Origin of the sequence: Pseudomonas sp. DTU12.1 (assembly GCF_009873475.1) — a bacterium.
In the GTDB taxonomy this organism is placed as follows: domain Bacteria; phylum Pseudomonadota; class Gammaproteobacteria; order Pseudomonadales; family Pseudomonadaceae; genus Aquipseudomonas; species Aquipseudomonas proteolytica.
In genome coordinates, this window is record NZ_CP045254.1 from 4,254,898 (window position 1) to 4,270,702 (window position 15,805).

The window sequence follows — 15,805 nt, forward strand, 5'->3', positions numbered from 1 at the left end:
AGATCCAATACAAACGGCCCGCCGAACGGGCCGCCTAGGAATGTACATGATCCGAGATTCGCAAACGCTTCATATCCTGCTGGACTCCATTCGCCAGTTCGTCAACGAAGCGCTGATCCCACGGGAAAACGAAGTCGCCGAGACGGATGAAATCCCGGCGGACATCGTCCAGCAATTCCAGGACATGGGCCTGTTCGGCCTGACCCTGCCCGAAGCCTACGGTGGCCTGGGCGTGACCATGGAAGAAGAAGTGCATATCGCCTTCGAGCTGGGCCGCACCTCGCCAGCATTCCGCTCCTACTTCGGCACCAACAACGGCATCGGCTCCCTCGGCATCCTGCTGGACGGTACCGAGGCGCAGAAACAACACTACTTGCCCAAGCTTGCCAGCGGCGAGCTGCTCAGTTCGTTCTGCCTGACCGAACCGGATTCCGGCTCCGATGCCGCCTCGCTGAAAACCACCGCCGTGCGCGATGGCGAGCATTACGTGATCAATGGCACCAAGCGCTTTATCACCAATGCGCCCCACGCCGGGATTTTCACAGTGATGGCCCGTACCAACCCGCACATCAAGGGCTCCGGTGGCATCAGCGCCTTTATCATCGAGCGCAATACACCGGGCGTGTCCCTGGGCAAGCGCGACCATAAGATGGGCCAGCAAGGCGCCCATACCAGCGACGTGATATTCGACAATGTGCGGGTGCCCGCCGAGCAACTGATCGGCGGCGTCGAAGGCGTGGGTTTCAAGACGGCGATGAAAGTACTCGACAAGGGCCGCCTGCACATCGCCGCCGTCAGCGTGGGCGCCGCCGAACGCATGCTCGACGATACCCTGCGCTACGCCATCGACCGCAAGCAATTCGGCCAGCCGATTGCCGAATTCCAGTTGATCCAAGCCATGCTCGCCGACAGCAAGGCCGAGATCTATGCGGCCCACTGCATGGTGCTGGACGCGGCGCGCAAGCGTGACGAGGGCCTGAATATCGGCACCCAAGCCTCCTGCGCGAAGATGTTCGCCACGGAAATGTGCGGCCGGGTGGCTGACCGTTGCGTGCAGATCCACGGCGGCGCGGGTTATGTGAGCGAATACGCGATCGAGCGGTTCTACCGTGATGTGCGCCTGTTCCGGTTGTATGAAGGCACCACGCAGATCCAGCAGTTGGTGATCGCACGCAACATGATTCGCGAGGCCCAGCGCTAAACCCCACACAACCCTTTGGGGGGAACCGGGCTTGTGTGGGAGCGGGCTTGCTCGCGATGACCATAGGTATCTACACAACTTTGCCGCAACGCCTAAATCCAGGCAGATAGCGCCGTTGTGGCGAGCGGGCTTGCCCGCGCTGGGCTGCGAAGCAGCCCTAAACCCGGCCATCGAGATTTATCTGAAGAAACGCGGGGGGCTTTTTGGGGCTGCTTCGCAGCCCAGCGCGGGGCAAGCCCGCTCGCCACAGGAGAGTTCGTCAGTTTCTGAAAGTTGTGTAGATACCTATGCCGCGATGACGGTGCATCATTCGATATTAAAGTTGACTGACACGCCGCTATCGCGGGCAAGCCCGCTCCCACAGTAGATCTTCATTGTTCATGCAACAGCGTTCCAACCTGCAACACCCATAACCTGTGCCCTACAACTACAACAAGGTATCGCTATGGAAGTCGCCACATCGGCGGGTGCGTTGTCGCCCGCAAAAAACAACCTGTGGATCATTGTCTTCATCTTCTGCTTCCTCGGTCTTCTGATCGATGGCGCAGACTTGATGCTCCTGTCCTACAGCCTCAGCAGCCTGAAGGCCGAGTTCGGCCTGACCAGTGTCGAGGCCGGCAGCCTGGGCAGTTTCACCCTGGCCGGGATGGCGGTCGGCGGGATTTATGGAGGCTGGGCCTGCGACCGCTTTGGTCGGGTCAAGACCGTGGTGTGGAGCATCATGCTGTTCTCGGTAGGCACTGCGATTCTCGGTCTGACCCACAGCTACTGGCAGTTTGCAGCCACCCGCTTCTTCGCCTCCCTCGGGCTGGGCGCGCTGTATGTCGCCTGCAACACCCTGATGGCCGAATACGTACCGACCCGCTACCGCACCACCGTGCTCGGCACCCTGCAGGCCGGCTGGTCGGTGGGCTATATCGTCGCCACCTTGTTGGCCGGCTGGATCCTGCCGGACCACGGCTGGCGCTGGCTGTTCTACGTGGCGATCATCCCGGTGATCCTCGCCGTGCTGATGCAGCGCCTGGTGCCGGAACCCCAGGCCTGGCTCAACGCCCAGGCCGCCCGCGCGCGGGAAAAAGCCGAAGGCATCCAGCACGTCTCGGCGAAAAAGCCCGATGGCATGTTCAAGCTGATCTTCAGCGACCCCAAGGCCAGCCGCATGTTCCTGCTCTGGGCGCTGACCGCAGGCTTCCTGCAGTTCGGCTACTACGGGGTCAACAACTGGATGCCGTCCTACCTGGAAGGCGAACTGGGGATGAACTTCAAGTCGATGACCAGCTACATGGTCGGTACCTACGCGGCGATGATTTTCGGCAAGATCCTCGCCGGCCTCGCGGCTGATCGCTTGGGTCGGCGCGTGGTGTTTGCCTTCGGCGCCTTGGGCACGGCGGTGTTCCTGCCGGTGATCGTGCTGTATCAGAGCCCGGACAACATCCTCTGGCTGCTGATTACCTTCGGCTTTTTGTATGGCATTCCCTACGGCGTGAATGCGACCTACATGACCGAGAGCTTCGAAGCAAAATTGCGCGGCTCGGCGGTGGGCGGGGCCTACAACATCGGCCGCATTGGCGCGGCAGTAGCACCGGCGGCCATTGGCTTCCTGGCGTCCCATGGCTCGATTGGCGTGGGCTTTTTGGTGATGGGCGCGGCGTACTTTATCTGCGGGGTGATCCCGGCGCTGTTCATCCGTGACAAGCAGTTTGATCCGCAAAAGCAATAACCCCCTGTAGGAGCCGGCAAGCCGGCTCCTACAAAGGGCGCTAGTGCAGGTCCCGCTGAAAAACCTAGCCGTTTTGCCAGTTACTTAAACGCTTTGTTCAAACTATCGTGTACCTGACCAATTGTTGATGGCAGGGCCGGAAATGGAATTCATCGAACAGACCCGCCAGGGCTACGCAGCCTTTCGCGGCTATCAGACCTGGTATCGCGTGACCGGGAACCTCGACAGCGGCAAGACCCCATTGGTCATCCTCCACGGTGGCCCCGGCGGTACCCATGACTATCTGGACGCCTTCAAGGACGTGGCTGCCAGTGGCCATGCGGTGATTCACTACGATCAGCTGGGCAATGGCCACTCCACCCACCTGCCCCACCAGCCCGGCGAGTTCTGGACGGTTGAGCTGTTTCTCGACGAACTGGACAACCTGCTCGACCACCTGCACATCAGCGGGCATTACGCGATCCTCGGGCATGCCTGGGGCGCCAGGCTCGGCAGTGAACACGCGACTCGCCAACCCAAGGGCCTGCGCGCGTTTATCGCCGCCAACCTGGCTGCCGGCTTCGATGATCAGCCCCTGTGCCGAATCAACCCGTGGCCCGCAGAAGTGGCACGCACCTACGCCCAGATGGCGGCCGATCCTACGGTGTACAACGCCTTGCACGGGCCGATCAGCATTGGCCGGTTAACGCAGATCCAAGTACCGACCCTGATGATTTACGGGCGGCACGACCAAGCCACACCGCTGGAGATCAAGGGTGCGCGCCGGGCGCTGTTCGAAGACTCCAACCATATGCCCCATGTCGAAGAACGCCAGGCCTGCATGGGCACCGTGGTGAAGTTTTTGGATGAAGCCTGTCGCCCGCGATTTTGAAACCACACACATCAAATGTGGGAGCGGGCTTGCTCGCGAAAGCAGTTTTTCAGTCGCCGGATGTACCGACTGACCCACTGCTTTCGCGAGCAAGCCCGCTCCCACATTTAGTGCGTGGTATTCGGGCTAAACCTCGCTGGTTTCAGCCCTGCCCGGCGCCGTCGCTTTGTGCTGCGAGTCCGCTACCACCGGTATCTCCTTACCCTCGGCATCAAACAATTTGCCTTTGCTGAAGTAATCCCCATCCCGCAGTGCCGCCACATCCTGGAAGCACAGGCTGCGCTCGGTGCCGGCGACGAACACCGACTGCTGGTCTGAGTTACCGGCGGTGAAGTGGTTGAACGCCAGGTTCAGCAGGATCGCCATGATCGCCGAGGAACTGATCCCCGAGTGGAAGATGGTGGCGAACCAGCTGGGGAACTGATCGTAGAAGCTCGGCGCGGCAATGGGGATCATGCCAAAGCCGATGGAGGTGGCGACAATGATCAGGTTCATGTTGTTGCGGTAATCGACCTTGGACAGTGTGCGGATCCCGCTGGCCGCCACGGTGCCGAACAACACGATGCCGGCGCCGCCCAGTACCGAGGTTGGTACTGCTGCAATCACCCTGCCCATAAAGGGCAACAGGCCAAGGATCACCAAGAACAGGCCACCCGTGGCCACCACGTAACGGCTCTTGACCCCGGTCACCGCCACCAGGCCGACGTTCTGGGCGAAGGCGCTTTGGGTGAACGAACCGAAGATCGGCGCGAACATGCTCGACAACATGTCTGCACGCAGGCCGTTGCCCAGGCGCTTGGAGTCAACCTTGGTGTCGATGATCTCGCCCACCGCGAGGATATCCGCCGAGGTTTCCACCAATGTCACCATGACCACGATGCACATGGAAAGGATCGCGGCCACATGGAAAGTCGGCATGCCGAAGTGGAACGGCGTGGGGAAGCCGATCATCGGGCCTTGGGTCACGGTGGAGAAGTCCGCCATGCCCAGAAATACCGCGATCAACGTACCAAACACCATCGCCAGCAGGATCGACAGGCGCGAGATAGTGGCGCTGCCCACCTTGCTCAACAACAGCACCAGCACCAGGGTGATGGCCGCCAGGCCAATGTTCGGCATGCTGCCAAAATCGGCGGCGCGGCTGTTACCGCCCATGGCCCAACGGGCGGCGACCGGCATCAGCGTAAGGCCAATGGTGGTAATCACGATCCCGGTGACCAGGGGCGGGAAGAACTTGGTAATTCGCGAAAAGATCGGGGTGATCAGCAACCCGATCAGCGACGCGGCCATCACCGCGCCAAGGATCGCCGGCACACCGCCCGCACCGTCGCTGCCGACAATCGCCACCATGGTTGCCACACCGGCAAACGACACCCCTTGCACCAAGGGCAGCTGGCAGCCAAAAAACGGTAGGCCCAGGGTTTGCAGCAACGTGGCCAGGCCACCGGCAAACAGTGACGCGGCGATCAACAGGCCAATATCGGCCGGGGACAACCCGGCCGCCTGACCGACGATCAACGGCACGGCCACGATACCGCCGTACATGGTCAGTACATGCTGCAGGCCGTAAGCCATGTTGGCAGCGACGCCAAGATTCTCATCTTCTGGCCGTTGCGGTGACGCCTTCGGGATAGTCATGGTGAGGGGATCTCTGTTTTTGTTGTGCGCTCACTGTATGCAATAGAAAGATTGGATGTCCATAGAGTTGTATACAATCATTTCCACAAGATGCCTGGCATCGACGTTACAAAAATCCATTCAGCCGCCCTGCCCCAAGGCTTGAAGCCGTGCCCACAAGGATCAGAAAAAAATGCTCAACCGCACGCTGCGCATCCACTCTGCGGCCATTGGCTACTTCGATATGGTCCGCCGCTGCCATTCGATCCGTGAAGCCGCACGCCGATTGAACGTCGCCTCGTCGGCGGTGAACCGGCAGATTCTCAAACTCGAAGACGAAGTGGGCGCGACCCTGTTCGAGCGCCTGCCCGGCGGGCTGCGCCTGACCGCTGCCGGGGAAATCCTGACCCGCCATGTGACCCTGGTGCTGCAGGATGTGGAGCGGGTACGCGGCGAACTGGAAGGCCTGAACCAGGTACAGACCGGGCATGTGGAGATCGCCACGGTGGAAGGCGCGACGGTAGAGTTGCTGCCCGCCGTGCTCAGGCGCATGCGCCAGCGCTATCCGGCGGTGACCATCGGTGTGACCGTGCAGGGTTCACAATCGATTCCAGCAGCGGTGATCAACGGCCAGGCAGACCTGGGGTTGGCTTTTGCCCTGCCGCGCAGTGCGGAAACCACGCAACTGTGTGTCGGCCATTTCCGCCTTGGTGCGTTGGTGGCACCGGGACATCCACTGGCCGCCCATGCCAGCGTCAGCTACACCCTGTGCGCTGAACACGGGGTGATCCAGGCCAACAGTGAACTGTCGATCCATCACTTGATCGCCCCACTGCACAAGCGTTCGCCGGCCGCGTACAAACCGCTGCTGCAAAGCAATTCCATGGAACTGGCACGGCAGTTGGCGCGCCAGCAGCTAGGGGTGGCATTCCAGACACGGATCGGGATCGAGGCCGACTTGGCCAGGGGTGAACTGCTGCATATCCCCTTGAGCGATCAAGGCGGGATGTTCAGCGACCTGGGCCTGTATGCGCGCAAGGGCCGGGATTTGCCTACGGCGGTCGAGTCGATGGCCCACCTGATCAGCGAGGAAATCGCTTTGCGCGAATGCGAAGAATCCGCCTGTACCCCCCGTATTTCCTGACCTTCGGGCCAACTTGCGCGCTGCCGATTCGGCAGCAGGCCAGTCGATATTCTGTTCTTTGAGCATCACGGCGATTGTGCCGATACTGCGCCCGGCGGCCCGGCACGGCTGCCATGAGCCAAACGCCAAAGGAACTAAAACAATGAAAAAGGCACTGCACGGCGCAACCGTTTTACTCACACTCCTCGGCGGCGGGGAGGCTGTCGCGGTGGAATGGATGAACAACAGCGTAGGATTTCGCTATGGGCAACAGTTCACCAATCCGAACAACCCCAACGAATTCAGCAAACGCATCTACAGCTTCACCCACGCCAGTGGCTATCAGTACGGCAGCAACTTTCTCCATCTCGACGTATTCCTGTCCGACAGCCGCGACCCGCGCAAAGGCACCGACCACGGTGGCAGCGAAGTGTATGCGGTCTATCGGCACCAACTGTATGCATCACGGGTATTCGACAGGCCACTGGGCACCGGGCTGATCAAGGATTACGCGCTGACCCTGGGCTTCGATGCCAACCGCAACAACAACCTGGCCTCGGCCAAAAAACGCGCCCTGGTGCTCGGGCCGACCCTGAAGTTCAATACCGTCGGGGTGCTGGACCTGAGCCTGATGTACTACAAGGAAAACAACCATTCCGGTATCCCTGGCGCGAAGGATCCGAACCACACCTTCGACGACACCTACATGCTCAACCTGACGTGGATGCGCCCGTTCGAAATCGGCAACCATGGCGCGAAGTTCCAGGGGTTCATCAACCATGTCGGTGACAAGGGCCACGACTACAACAGTCGCGACACCGCCGCCGAGACCCTGGTGCGCACCGCGCTGATGGTTGCGGTACGACCGGGTAAAAGCGTCAAGCCCAACCTGTACCTGGGGGTGGGCTACGAATACTGGCATAACAAGTTCGGTGTGGATGGCGGCCGAGGCAGCCGCACCTCGACGCCAACCGTGAACATGGAAGTGACGTTTTAAGCGGCCGCCAACTGCGACTCATCCGACTTGGGCCGCGCCAGCCAGTAACCCAACACCGCCAGCGGCGCGGTCGCCAGCATCACGATTGCGGTGATCTGCAAGGGCTCTTCGATCAGCGACGACACCAGCAGGCTGGCGACGAAGCACAAACCCAATTGCAGAGTGTTTTGCAGCGCGGCAGCCTTGCCGGAGTTTTCCGAAAAAGGCATCAGCGCATTCGCCACCACAATCGGGTAGCTGGCGCCGTTGACCAGGGCCATCAGGCAGAACGGAATCAGCAAGGTGGTCAGTGTCGGCACCGTCAGGGTCGCCACCAGATACAGCGCCACCATGCTGATGCAGTACGCCACCAGCAACCAGGGCAACAGGACTTTGCCCTGGAATCGTTGCAAGGCACTGCGGCAACTGTAGCCACCCACCAGAAACGCCAGGGTCGGCAGGACATAGCTCAGGCCGATGTCATTGGGGCTGTAGCCCATGCCACCGAGAATAAATGGCGATGCGGTCAGCCAGGCGAAGAAACTGGCGGAGCACGCGGCAAAGATCATCACATTGCCGGTGAACACCCGCGACTTGAACAGTTGCCCGTAGCCCAGCCGGGCTTTTTCGCCATCGGCGGCCAGGCGCTTGGGCATAGGTTTGAGTAACAGCGTGGGTACCAGCAATAACAGCGAGACGCCCAGCAACACGGCGAAGATCGCCTGCCAGCCCCAGTGATTCAACACCACCGCGCCCAACAGCGGCGCCAGCGCCGGAGACAGGGACATCAGCGGCATGATGCTGGCGAAGACCCGATGCGCCTTGTCGGCCGGGTAACGGTCAATCACCAGCGCCTGCCAACTGACGGCAGCACTGCACACTCCAATCGACTGCACAAAGCGCAAGGCCAGCAGTTGCGGCGCGGTCTCGACCCAGAACATCCCCAGGCAGCCGAGCACAAACAGGCTCAGGCCGGCCAGCAGGATTGGCTTGCGCCCCAGGCGATCAGACAGTGGCCCCCAGAGCAGTTGCCCCACGGCAAAACCGGCGAGGAAAATGCTCAGACTGGCGCCCACCGCACCGGGCGAAATCTGCAGGTGCTCGCCCATGGCGCCGAACGCGGGCAAGTACATATCCATGGCCAGGTAGCCGAGCATGCTCAGCCCCGCCAGGTACCAGGTGAAACCAAAAGAATTTTTCATTGAAGCCTTGTAGGTACTGCCATCAAACAATTTGCTGACTGGCGCCTATTATGAAGCTGACAGTTGCGCTGTGAAGCGATAATAATTGAACACTCTTATCAATATTTTTGAAGGCAACGCCCATGTGGTCCGAATACTCCCTGGATGTGGTGGATGCGGTAGCCCGCCATGGCAGCTTCAGCGCCGCCGCCCAGGAACTGCACCGCGTACCCTCGGCCATCAGCTACACCGTACGGCAAATCGAGGAATGGCTGGCGGTGCCGTTGTTTGTCCGCCGCCACCGTGATGTGGAACTGACACCTGCCGGCCGCCTGTTCATCGACGAAGCCCGTGGCGTGATGAAAACCATGCTCGGCACCCGCCGCCTGTGCCAGCAGGTGGCCAATGGCTGGAGCGGCCAGTTGAAAGTGGCGGTGGACTCCATCGTCAAACAACAGCGCTGCCGGCAGTTGGTCCTGGACTTCTATCGCCAGTTCCCCGACGTGGAACTGCTGCTGGAGTACGAGGTGTACAACGGGGTGTGGGACGCCCTGGCAGACGAACGCACCGATATCGTGATCGGCGCCACCAGCGCGGTGCCGGTGGCCAGCCACTTCACCTTTCGTGACATGGGGCTGTTGAACTGGTTATGCGTGGTCAGCGCCCGGCATCCGCTGGCGCAGGTCGAGGGTTTGCTCAGTGACGATCAACTGCGGCCCTTTGCGTCGCTGTGCATGACCGACACCTCACGCAACCTGCCCAAGCGCGACACCTGGACCCTGGACAACCAACGGCGCCTGGTGGTCCCCAACTGGGCATCGGCCATGGATTGCCTACAGGATGGGCTCTGCGTCGGCATGGTTCCGGCGCATCTGGTGCAACCGTTGATCGACAGTGGCGAGTTGGCGGCGCTGCAACTGTCACGGCCCTTTCCGGCCAGCCCGTCCTGCGTGGCCTGGGCGCAGAACAAATTGTCCCCGGCCATGACCTGGCTGCTGGAGTACCTGGGGGACAGCCAGACGATGAACCAGGAGTGGCTGAACGGGCCAGATTTACAGTAATCGAGCGATGGCCCGCACAATCATCTCCACCTCCTTGCTATCCAGGGTCAGGGGCGGCAGCAGGCGAATGACCTTGCCCCGTGTGACATTGAGCAGCAACCCCTGCTCCCGTGCGGCCCGCTCGGCCAGGTCGCGCTGCGGCGTGGCCAGTTCAATGCCGATCATCAAGCCGCGCCCACGGATCGCCAGCACTTGCGGGTGCTCGCTCAATTCCACCCGGAGCCGCGCCAGCAACCGCTCGCCTTGATGCGCGGCGTTCTCCAGCAGGCCTTGTTCCTCGATGATATCCAGCACCGTACAGCCCACGCGACACGCCAGCGGGTTACCGCCAAAGGTGCTGCCATGGCTGCCGGGGGTGAAGAGCTTGGCCACCGCGGCGCGCGCCAGGCAGGCACCGATCGGGATACCGTTGCCCAGGCCCTTGGCCAGGGTCATGACGTCCGGGACGATTCCCTCCTGCTGGAAAGCAAACCAGGTGCCGGTACGCCCGATGCCGGTCTGGATCTCATCGAGCATCAATAGCCAACCATGCTGGTTGCAGTGGGCGCGCAAGGCTTTCAAATAACCCGGCGCAGCCAGTTGCACACCACCTTCGCCCTGGATCGGCTCCAGCAATACGGCAACTATCCTGGGGCCGAACTCACGGGTCACCGCCTCCAATGCCAGCAAATCACCAAAGCCCACCTTGATGAAATCCCCCGGCAAACGCTGGAACCCCAGGCGCACCGACGGCCCATCGCTGGCGGCCATGGTGCCCAGGGTGCGGCCGTGGAAGGCGTTCTCCATGACCACCACCAGCGGCTGCTCGATGCCTTTTTTCCAGCCATGCAGGCGCGCCAGTTTCAACGCGGTTTCATTGGCTTCGGCGCCGGAATTGTTGAAGAACGCCTGATCCAGGCCAGACAACTGGGCTAACCGTTGGGCCAGGCGCTGCTGCCAGTCGATGCCGTACAAATTGGAGGTATGCAACAGCAACCCGGCTTGCTCGCTGATTGCCGTCACCAGCCGCGGGTGGGAGTGACCGACATTGGTCACAGCGACTCCGGCCACGGCGTCCAGGTACTCACGGCCCTGCTGGTCCCACAGGCGCGTGCCCAAACCACGGGTAAAACTCAGGGCCAGGGGTTGATAGGTGGTCATCAGGCAAGCGGCGGTCATGGCATCGGGCTCCATAGGGGTCAGGGCCTTAGTATCGTTAGCCACTCAAGCTGGATAAACTGCGCACATCTGCAATGACTTTGAATCAAGGGTTGATAATGGATTTGTTCCAGGCAATGACCGTCTACGTCAAAGTGGTAGAGGCCGGCAGCATGACTGCAGCGGCCCAGGCTTGCGGCCTGTCGACCACCATGGTCGGCAACCACCTGCGCGCCCTGGAGCAACGCCTGGGCGTCAGCCTGCTTAAACGCACCACCCGCAAGCAAAGCCTGACCGAGTTCGGCGGCCTCTATTACCAGCGCTGCCTGGAGGTACTGGGGTTAGTGGCCAACTCCGAGCAGTTGGCTGAGCAAATCCACAGCGAGGCGCCACAAGGCTTGCTGCGCATCACCGCCCCGCCCGCGTTCGGTGCCGAGCGCCTGGCACCGGCGCTCAGTGAATTTTCCCGACGCTACCCAAAGATCCAGCTGTACGTGGTCCTGAGCAATCAAGCCATGGACCTGATCGATAGCGGCTTCGACGTGGCGATCCGCCTGGGTGAGCTGCAACCTTCCAGCCTGATCGCCCGGCCGTTGCAGGACTACACCATGACCCTGTGCGCGTCGCCGGACTACCTGGCGCGCCGAGGTACGCCCCAGCAGCCCATGGATTTGCAGGCCCATGACTGCCTGGCGTTCGCCTACCCGTCGACCGATGACTGGCGCAACGCCGACAAACTCTGGCGCCTGCGCGCAGCCGAGGGTGAAGTGGAAGTCGCCGTGTCCGGGCCCATGACCATCAACAGCTCCCAGGCGCTGCACCGTGCCGCTGTCGAAGGCATGGGCATCGTGATGCTGCCCGACGCCCTGGTCGGCGCCGATCTACTGGCGGGGCGGCTGGTGGCGCTACTGCCAAGCTACCAGTCACCCTCGCGCTCGATGCACCTTTTATATGCGCAGGACCGCTATCGCCTGCCCAAGCTACGGGCGTTTGTCGACTTCGTGATCGAACAATGGGCGCGCTAGACGCTCACCCCCAAGGCCTGCAACTGGCGCCGGGTCTGCTCGGGTGATACGTGGTGAATACCCTGCCAGCCCAGGGCACTGGCGGCATTGGCGTTTTCGGCCACATCGTCGATAAACACCAGTTCTTCGGCCCGGATATCCGGCAGATGGGCACGCACCTGATCGAGGCTGGCGCGGTAGATCGCCGGGTCAGGCTTGATCAGCTTCACCTCGCCGGACACCACGATGTTGCGAAAGTATTTGAGAAACGGGTAGTTGGCGCGGGCGTAGGGGAAGGTTTCTGCGGACCAGTTGGTCAAGCCGAACAACGGTACTTTGGCTTCATGCAGGTCTTCAAGAATCGCCACGCCATCGGCGAGCGGGCCGCGCAGCATTTCATGCCAGCGGTCGTAGTAGGCCCGGATCAAGGCCTCATGTTGCGGGTGTTCGGCGATCAGGCTGTGGGTAGCCTCAGCCAGGGTGCGCCCAGCGTCTTGTTCAGTGTTCCAGGCCTGGGTACAGATGTTCTCGAGGAACCATTGGCGCTCCTCGTCACCGGTAATCAGCTTGCGGTACAGATGCTGCGGGCTCCAGTCAAACAGGACACCGCCGAAATCAAAAACTACTGCACGAATCGTCATGAAGATCCTCCGTTAGCCTAGTGTGATAACGGACGCAGTCTGGCACACCGAGGTCAAGAAGGGGCAAGCAAGGAAAGGTAGGACGGTTCCCAAATGTGAGCTTTTGTAGGAGCCGGCTTGCCGGCGAAAAACCCGAGAACGCCACGGGGCGCCAGGCACCCCGCGTAATCGTTGACGATTTTCGCCGGCAAGCCGGCTCCTACGAGGGGTTAAGCCTGGACCAGGCCTTCGATCTTCACGGTCGGATTGACGTCAGCGTCGTAATCCACGCCATCAATCTCAAAACCGAACAGACGCAGGAACTCGGCCTTGTAGCCGGCGAAATCGCTGATCTCGTTGACGTTGTCGTCGGTGACCTGGTTCCACAGCGCCGCGACGGCGTCCTGGACCTTCGGCTCCAGCTCAGCCAGGTCGGCACGCAGGCGGCCATCGGCGTCAAGCTTCGGCTCGCTGCCGTACAGACTGTCCTTGAACAGGCCGTAGACCTGCTCGATGCAGCCTTCGTGGGTGCCCTGCTCTTTCATCACTTTGAACAGCAGCGACAGGTACAGCGGCATGATCGGGATTGCCGAGCTGGCCTGAGTGACCACGGCCTTGAGCACCGATACACGGGCATCGCCCTTGAGTGCGGCAAGGTTGTCGCGCAGGGTCAGGACTTTCTTGTCGAGGTCTTTCTTGGCCTCGCCGATGGAGCCGTTCCAGTAGATATCCTGGGTCAGCTTTTCGCCCAGGTAAGTGAACGCGGTAGTCTTGGCGCCTTCGGCCAACACGTCGGAGTCACGCAGGGCGTCGATCCACAGCTGCCAGTCTTCGCCGCCCATCACTTTGACGGTACCGTCGATTTCTTCCTGGGTCGCCGGCTCCAGCGTGGTGTCGACCACAACGCCCTTGTCGGTGTTGATCCCGCGCAGGGTCACAGCCTTGCCAATCGGCTTGAGGGTAGAGTTATGCACGACGCCTTGCGGGTCGGTGCGGCGTGGCGCGGCCAGGCTGTAGACCACCAGGTCGATCTTGCCCAGGTCTTTCTTGATGGTTTCGATGGTCAGGCGCTTGATCTCGTCAGAGAACGCATCGCCATTGATGCTCTTGGCGTACAGGCCTTTTTCGGCGGCAAACTTGTGGAAAGCGGCGCTGTTGTACCAGCCGGCAGAACTGAGCTTGCCTTCTTCGCCTTCTTTTTCAAAAAACACGCCAAGGGTGTCGGCGCCACAACCAAAAGCGGCACTGATACGTGCTGCCAGGCCGTAGCCGGTGGACGCACCGAGCACCAGGACTTTCTTCGGGCCGCCTTCGATGGCACCGTGCTCGGTCACGTAGTCGATCTGCTCTTTGACGTTCGCTTCGCAGCCAACAGGGTGGGCGGTCACACAGATAAAGCCACGAACCCGCGGTTTGATGATCATAAAATTTCTGCCTCTTCCAAGGTGCCGATGGCCAATGGTGGCCATTACGGCGTCAATCGTACTGGTCTATGACGTCCGAAAAACCGAAGCGTCACGATAGTCGCAATTCTTCTGTTCTCAAAATCCAATCCACAGCGGGGAAAGGCACTATATTTTTCCAACAAGGACGCGAATTGCGCAAATTGTGCGGCATGATGAAGCTGTACGGAGTTTGCGTCCTGCCTGTAGGGCAGGGAAAATGCCCGTCCTGTGCGACCGTATTCGGCGCTCGTCATCCTCATGCCACTGGCTGTTCATCGCCCGGTGGCTGCGCTTTCAGGGAATAAGAATGCCTCAACGCCAAGTCATCAATGCCTCCGTCAGCCCCAAGGGCAGTCTCGAAACGCTGTCGCAACGTGAAGTCCAGCAACTGAGCGAAGCCGGTTCCGGCAGCATCTATACGCTTTTCCGCCAATGCGCCCTGGCAATCCTCAACACCGGCGCCCATATCGACAATGCCAAGACCATCCTCGACGCCTACAAGGATTTTGAAGTCCGCATCCATCAACAGGATCGCGGCGTACGCCTGGAACTGTTGAACGCGCCCGCCGACGCATTCGTCGATGGTGAAATGATCGCCAGCACCCGCGAAATGCTGTTCAGCGCCCTGCGCGATATCGTCTACACCGAAAACGAACTCGATAGCCAACGCATCGACCTGAGCACCTCCCAGGGCATCACCGACTACGTGTTTCACCTGCTGCGCAACGCGCGCACGTTGCGGCCCGGGGTCGAGCCAAAGATCGTGGTGTGCTGGGGTGGGCACTCGATCAATACCGAAGAATACAAATACACCAAGAAAGTCGGGCACGAACTGGGCCTGCGCAGCCTCGACGTATGCACCGGTTGCGGCCCGGGCGTGATGAAAGGCCCGATGAAGGGCGCGACCATTTCCCACGCCAAGCAACGCATCACCGGCGGGCGCTACCTGGGCCTCACCGAGCCGGGCATCATCGCCGCCGAGGCACCGAACCCGATCGTCAACGAGCTGGTGATCCTGCCGGATATCGAAAAACGCCTGGAAGCCTTCGTGCGCGTCGGCCACGGCATCATCATCTTCCCAGGGGGCGCTGGCACGGCCGAAGAGTTCCTGTACCTGCTGGGCATCCTGATGCACCCGGACAACCGTGATGTGCCGTTCCCGGTCATCCTCACCGGGCCCAAACAAGCGGCGCCGTACCTGCAACAGCTGCATGCGTTTGTCGGTGCGACCCTCGGTGAAGCGGCCCAGGCCCACTACCAGATCATCATTGATGACCCCGCGGAAGTCGCCCGGCAGATGACCGCAGGCCTGAAGTCGGTCAAACAGTTCCGCCGCGAGCGCAACGACGCCTTCCACTTCAACTGGCTGCTGAAGATCGACGAAGGCTTCCAGCGCCCGTTCGACCCGACCCACGCCAACATGGCCAGCCTGCAACTGAGCCACGCCCTGCCCCCCCATGAACTGGCGGCCAACCTGCGCCGGGCGTTCTCAGGGATCGTAGCGGGTAACGTCAAGGACAAGGGCATCCGCCTGATCGAACAGAACGGGCCCTATGAGATCCACGGCGACCCGACCATCATGAAGCCGCTGGATGAGTTGTTGAAAGCGTTCGTGGAGCAGCACCGGATGAAGCTGCCCGGCGGCGCGGCGTATGTGCCGTGCTATCGAGTCGTGCAATAAGGCAAATTGCCAGGTCATAGGTTGTATTGCTTTAGGGCTGTCTGTGGGGTGTCGAGGGAACGAAAGCGGACTAGGGTTTTAACTATTCCGATCACTGACCCCACAGAAGAGCAACCTATGGACCAACGGATCTTGCCCTCCATTATTCCTTACCCTAAGGTAAGGAAT

The 15,805-nt window shown here is 60.9% G+C and carries 13 protein-coding genes; 8 read left to right on the plus strand and 5 right to left on the minus strand.

Annotation, left to right across the window (positions count from 1 at the left end; all coding sequences use genetic code 11):
* Positions 1–46 precede the first annotated feature (46 nt).
* The 3 genes from GDV60_RS18710 (at position 47) to GDV60_RS18720 (ending at position 3,792) form a co-directional block, all read left to right on the plus strand.
* Entirely contained in the window at positions 47–1,201 is a 1,155-nt protein-coding gene (locus GDV60_RS18710; protein WP_159908410.1) for an acyl-CoA dehydrogenase family protein, read from the plus strand.
* Positions 1,202–1,646: 445 nt separating this feature from the next.
* A complete protein-coding gene (locus GDV60_RS18715; protein ID WP_133715143.1) occupies positions 1,647–2,921 on the plus strand; it encodes an MFS transporter in 1,275 nt (424 codons plus the stop codon).
* A gap of 142 nt (positions 2,922–3,063) precedes the next feature.
* Positions 3,064–3,792, plus strand: coding sequence for an alpha/beta fold hydrolase (locus GDV60_RS18720; protein WP_159908412.1), 729 nt, complete (start codon positions 3,064–3,066; stop codon positions 3,790–3,792).
* A gap of 126 nt (positions 3,793–3,918) precedes the next feature.
* Here the strand turns inward: GDV60_RS18720 and GDV60_RS18725 are convergent, their stop codons facing one another.
* Positions 3,919–5,430: a nucleobase:cation symporter-2 family protein gene (locus GDV60_RS18725; protein ID WP_029293981.1), complete on the minus strand. Its 1,512-nt coding sequence runs from the start codon at positions 5,428–5,430 to the stop codon at positions 3,919–3,921.
* Between the two features lie 172 nt (positions 5,431–5,602).
* On the opposite strand from GDV60_RS18725, the gene GDV60_RS18730 reads away from it, so the two are divergent.
* Together GDV60_RS18730 and GDV60_RS18735 are read left to right on the plus strand one after the other, a co-directional pair.
* Positions 5,603–6,553 (plus strand): LysR family transcriptional regulator, encoded by a 951-nt coding sequence (locus GDV60_RS18730; protein ID WP_159908414.1) that lies wholly within the window; start codon positions 5,603–5,605, stop codon positions 6,551–6,553.
* 142 nt (positions 6,554–6,695) lie between these two features.
* Positions 6,696–7,529 carry a nucleoside-binding protein gene (locus tag GDV60_RS18735; RefSeq protein WP_104910656.1) on the plus strand — a complete coding sequence of 278 codons (834 nt, stop codon included), beginning with the start codon at positions 6,696–6,698 and terminating at the stop codon, positions 7,527–7,529.
* Here GDV60_RS18735 and punC read toward each other — a convergent pair.
* Positions 7,526–8,710: a purine nucleoside transporter PunC gene (gene punC, locus GDV60_RS18740; RefSeq protein ID WP_029293975.1), complete on the minus strand. Its 1,185-nt coding sequence runs from the start codon at positions 8,708–8,710 to the stop codon at positions 7,526–7,528. The two genes, GDV60_RS18735 and punC, sit on opposite strands and share 4 nt — an antisense overlap.
* Before the next feature lie 122 nt (positions 8,711–8,832).
* Between punC and punR the strand changes: the two genes are divergently transcribed.
* Entirely contained in the window at positions 8,833–9,750 is a 918-nt protein-coding gene (gene punR, locus GDV60_RS18745) for a DNA-binding transcriptional activator PunR (RefSeq protein WP_029293973.1), read from the plus strand.
* Here the strand turns inward: punR and GDV60_RS18750 are convergent.
* Complete coding sequence (locus tag GDV60_RS18750) at positions 9,742–10,908, minus strand: aspartate aminotransferase family protein (RefSeq protein WP_159908416.1); 1,167 nt, start codon at positions 10,906–10,908, stop codon at positions 9,742–9,744. The genes punR and GDV60_RS18750 overlap by 9 nt on opposite strands.
* Positions 10,909–11,006: 98 nt before the next feature.
* Here GDV60_RS18750 and GDV60_RS18755 point away from each other — a divergent pair, with 98 nt between their 5' ends.
* The gene (locus GDV60_RS18755; protein ID WP_029293968.1) at positions 11,007–11,912 is read left to right on the plus strand and encodes a LysR family transcriptional regulator; all 906 of its coding nucleotides are present in this window, start codon (positions 11,007–11,009) and stop codon (positions 11,910–11,912) included.
* Here the strand turns inward: GDV60_RS18755 and GDV60_RS18760 are convergent.
* Together GDV60_RS18760 and fabV are read right to left on the minus strand one after the other, a co-directional pair.
* Positions 11,909–12,532, minus strand: coding sequence for an HAD family phosphatase (locus tag GDV60_RS18760; RefSeq protein ID WP_029293966.1), 624 nt, complete (start codon positions 12,530–12,532; stop codon positions 11,909–11,911). The genes GDV60_RS18755 and GDV60_RS18760 overlap by 4 nt on opposite strands.
* A gap of 209 nt (positions 12,533–12,741) precedes the next feature.
* On the minus strand, positions 12,742–13,935 hold the full coding sequence (fabV, locus tag GDV60_RS18765; protein WP_159908418.1) for an enoyl-ACP reductase FabV: 1,194 nt from the start codon (positions 13,933–13,935) through the stop codon (positions 12,742–12,744).
* 328 nt (positions 13,936–14,263) lie between these two features.
* Here fabV and ppnN point away from each other — a divergent pair, with 328 nt between their 5' ends.
* Entirely contained in the window at positions 14,264–15,637 is a 1,374-nt protein-coding gene (gene ppnN, locus GDV60_RS18770; RefSeq protein ID WP_029293962.1) for a nucleotide 5'-monophosphate nucleosidase PpnN, read from the plus strand.
* Positions 15,638–15,805: the final 168 nt, after the last annotated feature.

What these genes read in the sequence shown, in the direction of transcription:
- GDV60_RS18720 (WP_159908412.1), top strand. Translation starts at nt 3,064, where the DNA reads ATGGAATTCATCGAACAGACCCGCCAGGGCTACGCAGCCTTTCGCGGC.
- GDV60_RS18730 (WP_159908414.1), top strand. Translation starts at nt 5,603, where the DNA reads ATGCTCAACCGCACGCTGCGCATCCACTCTGCGGCCATTGGCTACTTC.
- punR (WP_029293973.1), top strand. Translation starts at nt 8,833, where the DNA reads ATGTGGTCCGAATACTCCCTGGATGTGGTGGATGCGGTAGCCCGCCAT.
- GDV60_RS18715 (WP_133715143.1), top strand. Translation starts at nt 1,647, where the DNA reads ATGGAAGTCGCCACATCGGCGGGTGCGTTGTCGCCCGCAAAAAACAAC.
- GDV60_RS18710 (WP_159908410.1), top strand. Translation starts at nt 47, where the DNA reads ATGATCCGAGATTCGCAAACGCTTCATATCCTGCTGGACTCCATTCGC.
- GDV60_RS18755 (WP_029293968.1), top strand. Translation starts at nt 11,007, where the DNA reads ATGGATTTGTTCCAGGCAATGACCGTCTACGTCAAAGTGGTAGAGGCC.
- GDV60_RS18760 (WP_029293966.1), bottom strand. Translation starts at nt 12,532, where the DNA reads ATGACGATTCGTGCAGTAGTTTTTGATTTCGGCGGTGTCCTGTTTGAC.
- GDV60_RS18750 (WP_159908416.1), bottom strand. Translation starts at nt 10,908, where the DNA reads ATGACCGCCGCTTGCCTGATGACCACCTATCAACCCCTGGCCCTGAGT.
- GDV60_RS18735 (WP_104910656.1), top strand. Translation starts at nt 6,696, where the DNA reads ATGAAAAAGGCACTGCACGGCGCAACCGTTTTACTCACACTCCTCGGC.
- fabV (WP_159908418.1), bottom strand. Translation starts at nt 13,935, where the DNA reads ATGATCATCAAACCGCGGGTTCGTGGCTTTATCTGTGTGACCGCCCAC.
- punC (WP_029293975.1), bottom strand. Translation starts at nt 8,710, where the DNA reads ATGAAAAATTCTTTTGGTTTCACCTGGTACCTGGCGGGGCTGAGCATG.
- GDV60_RS18725 (WP_029293981.1), bottom strand. Translation starts at nt 5,430, where the DNA reads ATGACTATCCCGAAGGCGTCACCGCAACGGCCAGAAGATGAGAATCTT.
- ppnN (WP_029293962.1), top strand. Translation starts at nt 14,264, where the DNA reads ATGCCTCAACGCCAAGTCATCAATGCCTCCGTCAGCCCCAAGGGCAGT.